This is a genomic window from Gilvimarinus sp. 1_MG-2023 (assembly GCF_030548285.1).
In genome coordinates, this window is record NZ_JAUOSC010000440.1 from 1 (window position 1) to 348 (window position 348).

A 348-nucleotide genomic window follows, 5' to 3' on the forward strand; every position below is an offset into this window, starting at 1 on the left:
GGAATACGTCAGCACCGCCTACTGGGGTGGTTTTTCTCTCAACCTGTTCCTCGCGTCTGCCAGTATTATTCTGGGGATGCCACTGGGGTTTCTATGGGCTCTGGGACGACGTTCCAATATGCCCATGGCCCGCAGCATCTGTGTGGTACTGATCGAATTTTTCCGTGGCGTACCGGTACTGGCACTGTTCTTTATGGGCTCGGTCATGTTGCCGCTGTTCTTCCCGGAAGGCACCAACGTCGACAAACTGTTGCGGGTCTGGATCGTACTGACGCTGTTTATGGCGGGGTATATGGCCGAAGTGTATCGCGGTGGTTTTCAGGCGATTCCATCCGGACAGTATGAAGC

Annotated in this window: 1 protein-coding gene; it reads left to right on the top strand. The window is 54.6% G+C overall.

Annotated features, from left to right (window positions below):
* A partial coding sequence (locus Q4563_RS17545; protein ID WP_303605409.1) for an ABC transporter permease subunit occupies nucleotides 1-348 on the top strand: 348 nt, incomplete at both ends.